Genomic DNA, 6,268 nt, shown 5'->3' with positions numbered 1-6,268 from the left:
CCGGGCTCAGAGCAGTGCGCGCAGGACGAGGCCGGCGGCGAGCGCCCAGACCGGCGCTCCGATGCCGTACGCGGATACCCCGGATGCAGCAACGACGAAAGTGAGAACCGCCGCTTCGCGGCCCTTCTCCTCCGCGAGCGCCGACGAGAGCGCAGAGCCGAGTGTGGGGAGCAGAGCCAGTCCGGCGATCGCCTCGACGAGCTGGGGCGGGGCCTGCGTGAGCAGGACCGCGGAGACCCCGGCCGTCAGGCCCAGCAGGATGTAGCAGACGCCGGCGGTGACGGAGGCGATCCAACGGCGGCCGCGGTCGGGGTGGGCGTCGGGGCCTGCGGCGAGCGCCGCGGTGATCGCTGCCAGGTTGACGGTGTAGCCGCCGCCGAAGGCCGTCGCGACGGTGGAGAGTCCGGTCGCGGTCAGGACGTGCCGGACCGGCGGCTCGTAGCCGAAGTGGCGGAGCAGGGCCAGGCCGGGGATGTTCTGCGAGGCCATGGTGATGACGTAGAGCGGCAGGGCGATGCTGACCAGGGCCGACCAGCCGAAGGTGGGCGTCGTGAGGCTCAGCCGCGGCAGCAGGTTGCCCGCCGAGCCGAGGTGGAGGGGTGTCCGGACGGCCAGGACGACGAGCAGGGCGATGAGCGCACCGGGGGTCGCCCAGCGACGGGCCAGGCGCAGCAGGACGGCCCAGACCACGATGACGGGCAGCGTGAGCCCGGGGAGATGGAAGGCGGACTGGACGGGGGCCAAGCAGAGCGGCAGCAGCACGCCGGCGAGCAGTCCCGTGGCGAGACCGGTGGGGATGGCGGCGACGAGGCGGCTGAGCCGGGGCCAGAGTCCCGTGACGGCCAGGAGCAGTCCGCAGACCATGAAGGCGCCCACGGCGGCCGCGTAGCCGCCCGTGGGTCTTCCGGCGCCGACGAGCAGCGCGGCGCCGGGAGTGGACCAGGCGATGCTGATCGGTTGCCGGTGCCGCAGGCCGAGCCAGATGGCCAGGGCGCCCATGCTGAGGCAGAGCAGCAGCAGGCCGGACACGGCCTGCTCGCTGTCGGCGCCGACGCCGCGCAGGCCGGTGAGGACGAGGGCGAAGGAGCTGCTGAAGCCGACGACGGCCGTGATGAGCCCGGCGGTCAGGGGCTGGACGGGTATGCGTCCCGGCAAGCCCGTAGGCGAGTGTTCCATAAACAGAACGCTAGCGGAGGCGGGATACTCGGGGCCATGGGCAATTCCGCACACTGGTCCGTGGACGCGGCAGCCGCGACGGGTGAGCGCATCCGCGCATTGCGCGCGCGACGCGGCATCAGCCTGTCCGAACTGGCCCGGCGTGCGGGCGTCGGCAAGGCGACGCTGTCCGGGCTGGAGACGGGGACCCGGAACCCTACGGCCGAGACGCTCTACGCCATCGCCGGTCAGCTCGGTGTGCCGCTGGCGATGCTCCTCTCGACCCCGGGCGAGCCCCTGGATGTGCCGGAGGTGGAGGGCACGGCCGTCGTGGCACAGCTTCTCGAGGTCTTCCAGGACGGCGGGATCAGCACCGAGCTCTACCGCCTGGAGATCCGTCCCGGTGTGCTGCAGACCTCGCCCGCGCATCCCGCGGGCGTGGTCGAGTACCTCACGGTCTTCTCCGGGACGGCCCAGGTGGGTCCGGCCGACGAGCCCATCGTGGTGCGGTCGGGGGAGCACGCGTCCTTCGGCTCCGACGCCCCGCATGTCTACGCCGCGTTGGGTGAGGAACCGGTGCACGCCTCGCTGCTGATCCGGCATCCGCTGGAGGCTTCGGACGTTCCGGTGTGAACGTTCCGGTGTGAACCGGAGCGGGGCCCGACCCGGCGCGCGCATCGTCACTGGCAGGCACTACGGTGAGCGCTACGAAAGGGGGCCGGCGTCGTGCTGAACCTCACCCTGAGCTGGCAGTCGGCGGGTGCGCTGGCCGCCGTGGCCTATGGCGCGTCCGTCGCCGTGCGGCGTGTCGGCGCGCCCTCGCCGCGTCGGGTCAATGTGGGGCTCGTGGTCCGTGAGGCGGCGACGATGATCGCCCTCTTCGCGGTGTGGCAGTACGCCGGCCAGATCTCGGTGATGAGCGAGGACGGCGCCATCGAGCGCGGGCAGGCCATCTGGGACGCGGAGCGACGGCTCCATCTGCCCAGTGAGCAGACGCTGCAGAGCTTGGTGCTCCCGCACCCGTGGCTGGTGCAGGGCGCGAACTACTACTACGCCAGCATGCATTTCGGCGCGATGATCGCGCTGCTGGTCTGGGTCTTCCTGCGGCACCGGCACGCGTATCCGTGGGTCCGGATGACGGTGGTGCTGGTCACCGCGTGGTCGTTGCTCGTGCAGCTGATACCCGTGGCCCCGCCGCGTCTGCTGCCGGGCAACGGCATGATCGATGTCGCGGTGGAGTACGGGCAGTCCGTCTACGGGGCGACGCTCGGTGGGATCCAGGCCGATTCGTACTCCGCCATGCCCTCGGTGCACGTGGCGTGGTGCGTGCTGGTTGCCGTCGCGGTGATCAGGCTGAGCCGGAGCCGGTGGCGCTGGCTGGTGCTGGCACATCCGGTCCTGACGGTCGCCGTCGTCGTGGTGACGGCGAACCACTACTGGCTGGACGGGGTGGCCGCCGTCGCGCTGCTGCTGCTGGCCTACCTCGTGCAGTGGTACGCGGCCCGACTGCGGGCCGCGTACCTGCTGCGCACTTCTCCGGCGGACGAGGAGGCCGGGGAGAGCGGGGCGGAGACCCCCCTCGGGCCTCCGCCCGCCCCGGTCGGGGCCGTCCGTCCGGCGGATGCCGGTTCGGTCAGCGGACGGGGAGACTGAGCCCGGCCCAGCTGCTGCCGCCGAGGGAGACGGTCGCCGCGTACCAGGACAGCAGGCCGGCCACCGCGGCCACCCAGCCGGCGGTCTTGTCCAGGCCGGAGTTCCCGGCGAAGGAGCCGATCGCCCAGAGCACCAGGGCGACGGTGAACAGGCCGTGGACCCCGCGGAGCAGCATGCTCCCGTCGCGCCACTGCGAGGCGGTCAGCGCGAGTGCCAGCAGAGCCCAGATGACGTAGAAGAGTCCCGCCGCGTTGGCGGACGAGGGTGAGGCCTGCGAGGCGACGACCCAGAGAGCGCCGAGGCCGGCGAAGGCGGTGCCGGTGGCGGCGCTGCCGGCCCGGAACTCGACCAGGCCGCAGATCGCGAGGGCGACCCCGCCGACCCAGAGGGTCAGGGCGTGGGTGTCGGCGACGGTGGTGTTGTGGATGACGCCGGTGCTGACGACGCCGTAGGCCAGGAGGGTGAGGCCGAGGGCGAGGTAGCCGAGCGATCCGGCTGCGGCACCGAGGGTGAGGGAGCGGTTGTTGGCCACCGCGGCTTCGTTGCTCACGGGGGCTCCTTTCGCGGGGGTGAAGCTGCTCGGCGGGTCCGTTTTCGGCCGCCGATGTCCGACACCTGTCTCGTACCCGACAGTGACGTGGCGTCAACACACCGTAATCAGAGTGATATCGAGCAAATCCGTTTATGCCCTGCGGAGCCCCTGCTGAGGGGTGTATGGGCCGTGCTCGATCGATCCGGGTGGCGCCCGCGCGGGCCTCAGCCGATGGACAGCCGGTAACGTCCGCTTGCACAGCCGGTGACGCGCCAGCCGCCGGTGATCTGGTGCACCGTCAGCTGGGTGATGCCGGTGGTGCTGGGCGTCGGCTTCGTGGCGCCCGGATACCAGACGTCCAGCGTGCAGGCCGGTCCGCCGGCGGTCGCGGCGGGCGTGAGGCCGGCCAGCGAGAAGGCCTTGGTCGCGCTGTCGGAGCTCAGCGAGGTCAGGGCGCCGGGAGCGGCGCGGGGGTAGGCGCGCCTCAGGACGGAGATCGTCGCGGCCGAGGGCGGGACGTCCTTGCCGGTCGCACAGTCCACACCGACGAGGTTGCCGACGACGCGGGCCTGCCGGTCGCTCTCCGGGCTGCCGCAGGCCTGCCGCCACACCCAGTAGGCATCGCCGATCCGGGCCTGGTCCTCGGCGGCGGCGAAGCGGCGCAGCATGGCCGGGTCGCCCGAGGGATGGGGCGAGCTGCCGGTGGTGGAGCCGAACCAGCCCCACTCGCCGGCCCACAGCGGCATCCCGTAGGTCTTGGCCTGCTGCTCGGCCAGCGCGAAGCCGCGCTCGACGGAGACCAGCGTCAGCCCGAGCGAGCGGTCCATGGTGATCGACTCGCTGTACAGGTGCGGCGCGAAGACCAGGTACGGGTCCGCGCTGAAGCCGCGCGGCGGCGCGGCGTCGAAGCCGAGGCCGGACCAGAGCACGCTGGGCTCGATGAAGACCAGGTGCGGGAATCCGCCCTGGACCTGCTGCTCGGCCTGCCGGATCGCCTGGACGGCCCGGTCCTCGTAGGCGCCGAGCAGCACCGACGAGGTGGCTGGCGGGTCGTCGCCCATACCGGGCTCGTTGAGCAGCCCGTAGCCGGCGACGGACGGGTCGTCGGCGAAGGTGCGCGCCAACATGGCCCAGGTGTGCACGAGTTCGGTCTGGATGCCGTCAGTGTCGTGGTAGAAGGCGCTGAACGCCTGGGTGTTGGCGGGGGTCAGGTCGCGGCTGAGTCCCTGGCAGCGGGAGGCGCCGTCGGTGAGCGTCGCCCAGGCGGGAGCGCCGTCGTAGCCGAGGGAGGGCGTGGTGCCGCTCGGGCAGGAGGTGCCGGCCGGGGCGGCGATCGCCGGGCCCCAGGCGTCCTCGTGCATGTCGAGGTCGGTGTAGAGGCCGTGCCGCGCGGCCATGGCTACGGTGGCCTTGATGCGGTCGAGATAGCTCTGGTCGTACCGTCCCCGGCTCGGTTCCAGCGCGGACCAGGAGATGTCGAGCCGGACGACGTCGAAGCCCAGGGCGGCCATCGAGGCGAAGTCGGTGTCGCCGAGCGGGCGCACGGTCGCCCGGCCCGGTGTCGGGGCGGCGTAGTCGACGAGCTGGTTGACGTTGACGCCGCGCAGCAGCACCTGGCGGCCGTTCACGTCGCTGATCACGGCCGATGAGTCGCCGGTGGCCGCGCGGACGGTGAGCGCGGGCAGCGCGGCCGCGGCGGTGGCGCGGGCGGTCGCGGTGATGGTCGGCGCGGGGGTCGCCACGCTCGGCGTCGCCTGGGCCAGCCCCCAGGAGCCCACGGCCAGTGCGGTGGCGGAGGCGAGCACGGTCGCGAATCGGCGGCGTCCGCCCGAGATGGCGTCGAGGAGGCGGCTGATCAGCAACAGCGTAGGGACGACGGCCCAGCCGAAGGCGACGCCGAGGGAGAGGCCGGTGCCGATGCGCAGCCCCGCGTCGGGCAGGAAGAAGAAGTCGCTGCCCTGCAGGTCGCGCGGGAGCGCGAGGGCGGCCTGCACCAAGCCGGCCGCAGCGCCGCCGCCGAGGGCGGCGAGCCAGCCGCCCAGCAGCAGGTCGGCGGGGCGGGTGTAGTCGAAGCGCCGCGAGGAGCGGGCGAGCAGGATCGCGCCCACGATCGCAGCCGTCGTCAGCTCGACGCCGAAGCGGGCGGGCCCGAGGTCGAGCCCGAACGGCAGGCGGCGCAGGCTCAGCGGCTCGCCGTAGAACGCGGCGGCGGGGGAGCCCTCCCACAGCATCGGCCCGACGAGCGGCCCGAGCAGCGCCAGCGGCAGCGCGGTGCCGGTCAGCGACCAGCGCCAGCCGAAGTGTGGCGGCGTCGGTAGCCTCCGTCGCCGCGGCTCCTCGCGGCGCGGCCGGTACCGGTGCGCGTACGCGCCCAGCGCGGCCGGTATCCAGCCTATGAGCACGACCCGCGAGGCGGGCAGTCCGCAGTCCCACAGTGCGGTCGCGACCAGGGTCTGCGCCCCGCCGTGCACGCCCGCCCCGGCCGTCTCGGCGATCATCTCGGCGAGCCGCGCGAGCGCGCGGTGGCGAGGATCGTCACGCCCCAGAGCCGGACCACCATGCGCCTGCGCCCGGTGCTCTCGGCCGCGCCGCGGAACGAGACGGCCGTCCCCCACGCGGTCACCAGGACCAGCACGGGCAGGAAGACGGCGACCCCGGCCACGGACCACAGGCCGTGCACGGACGTCACCTGGAAGGCGGACCAGGGCAGCGGCGCGAACAGCGAGGTCGGATCGGCGTAGGCAGCCGCCGCGCAGACCGCGAGCAGGCCGGTGGCGGTGACCACGGCGGCGAACGGAGCACGGCGCGAGGGGTGGGACACCCGGCAGATGCTAGGCACGCGCCCTCCGCCGCAACAGGGGTCCCGTCCGCCTCACAGGGACCACAACGGTGGAGACCGGGGCAAGCGGGACAGCGGAGTTGTGAAGG

Annotated in this window: 6 protein-coding genes; 2 read left to right on the top strand and 4 right to left on the bottom strand. The window is 73.1% G+C overall.

Translation table 11 applies throughout. The features are described 5' to 3' along the window. Positions 1 to 6: 6 nt before the first annotated feature. Entirely contained in the window at positions 7 to 1,176 is a 1,170-nt protein-coding gene (locus TR48_RS33085; RefSeq protein ID WP_042374117.1) for a benzoate/H(+) symporter BenE family transporter, read from the bottom strand. A gap of 36 nt (positions 1,177 to 1,212) precedes the next feature. Here TR48_RS33085 and TR48_RS33080 point away from each other — a divergent pair, with 36 nt between their 5' ends. Together TR48_RS33080 and TR48_RS33075 are read left to right on the top strand one after the other, a co-directional pair. Next, positions 1,213 to 1,788 carry a helix-turn-helix domain-containing protein gene (locus TR48_RS33080; RefSeq protein WP_042374116.1) on the top strand — a complete coding sequence of 192 codons (576 nt, stop codon included), beginning with the start codon at positions 1,213 to 1,215 and terminating at the stop codon, positions 1,786 to 1,788. Positions 1,789 to 1,881: 93 nt separating this feature from the next. Beyond that, the gene (locus tag TR48_RS33075; protein WP_063771117.1) at positions 1,882 to 2,808 is read left to right on the top strand and encodes a phosphatase PAP2 family protein; all 927 of its coding nucleotides are present in this window, start codon (positions 1,882 to 1,884) and stop codon (positions 2,806 to 2,808) included. Here TR48_RS33075 and TR48_RS33070 read toward each other — a convergent pair. From TR48_RS33070 to TR48_RS33060, 3 genes are all read right to left on the bottom strand, one after another. Beyond that, positions 2,789 to 3,358 (bottom strand): GPR1/FUN34/YaaH family transporter, encoded by a 570-nt coding sequence (locus TR48_RS33070; RefSeq protein WP_084729956.1) that lies wholly within the window; start codon positions 3,356 to 3,358, stop codon positions 2,789 to 2,791. The two genes, TR48_RS33075 and TR48_RS33070, sit on opposite strands and share 20 nt — an antisense overlap. A 206-nt stretch (positions 3,359 to 3,564) precedes the next feature. Beyond that, complete coding sequence (locus TR48_RS33065; protein WP_052443251.1) at positions 3,565 to 5,838, bottom strand: glycoside hydrolase family 5 protein; 2,274 nt, start codon at positions 5,836 to 5,838, stop codon at positions 3,565 to 3,567. Next, positions 5,835 to 6,161, bottom strand: coding sequence for a hypothetical protein (locus tag TR48_RS33060; protein ID WP_042374115.1), 327 nt, complete (start codon positions 6,159 to 6,161; stop codon positions 5,835 to 5,837). The genes TR48_RS33065 and TR48_RS33060 overlap by 4 nt, the downstream gene beginning before the upstream one ends. Between the last annotated feature and the right edge of the window lie 107 nt (positions 6,162 to 6,268).

Origin of the sequence: Streptacidiphilus neutrinimicus, from assembly GCF_000787815.1 — a bacterium.
GTDB lineage: Bacteria > Actinomycetota > Actinomycetes > Streptomycetales > Streptomycetaceae > Streptacidiphilus > Streptacidiphilus neutrinimicus.
The sequence above is the reverse complement of the archived record's forward strand: the minus strand, read 5'-3'. Positions and strand labels throughout refer to the sequence as shown.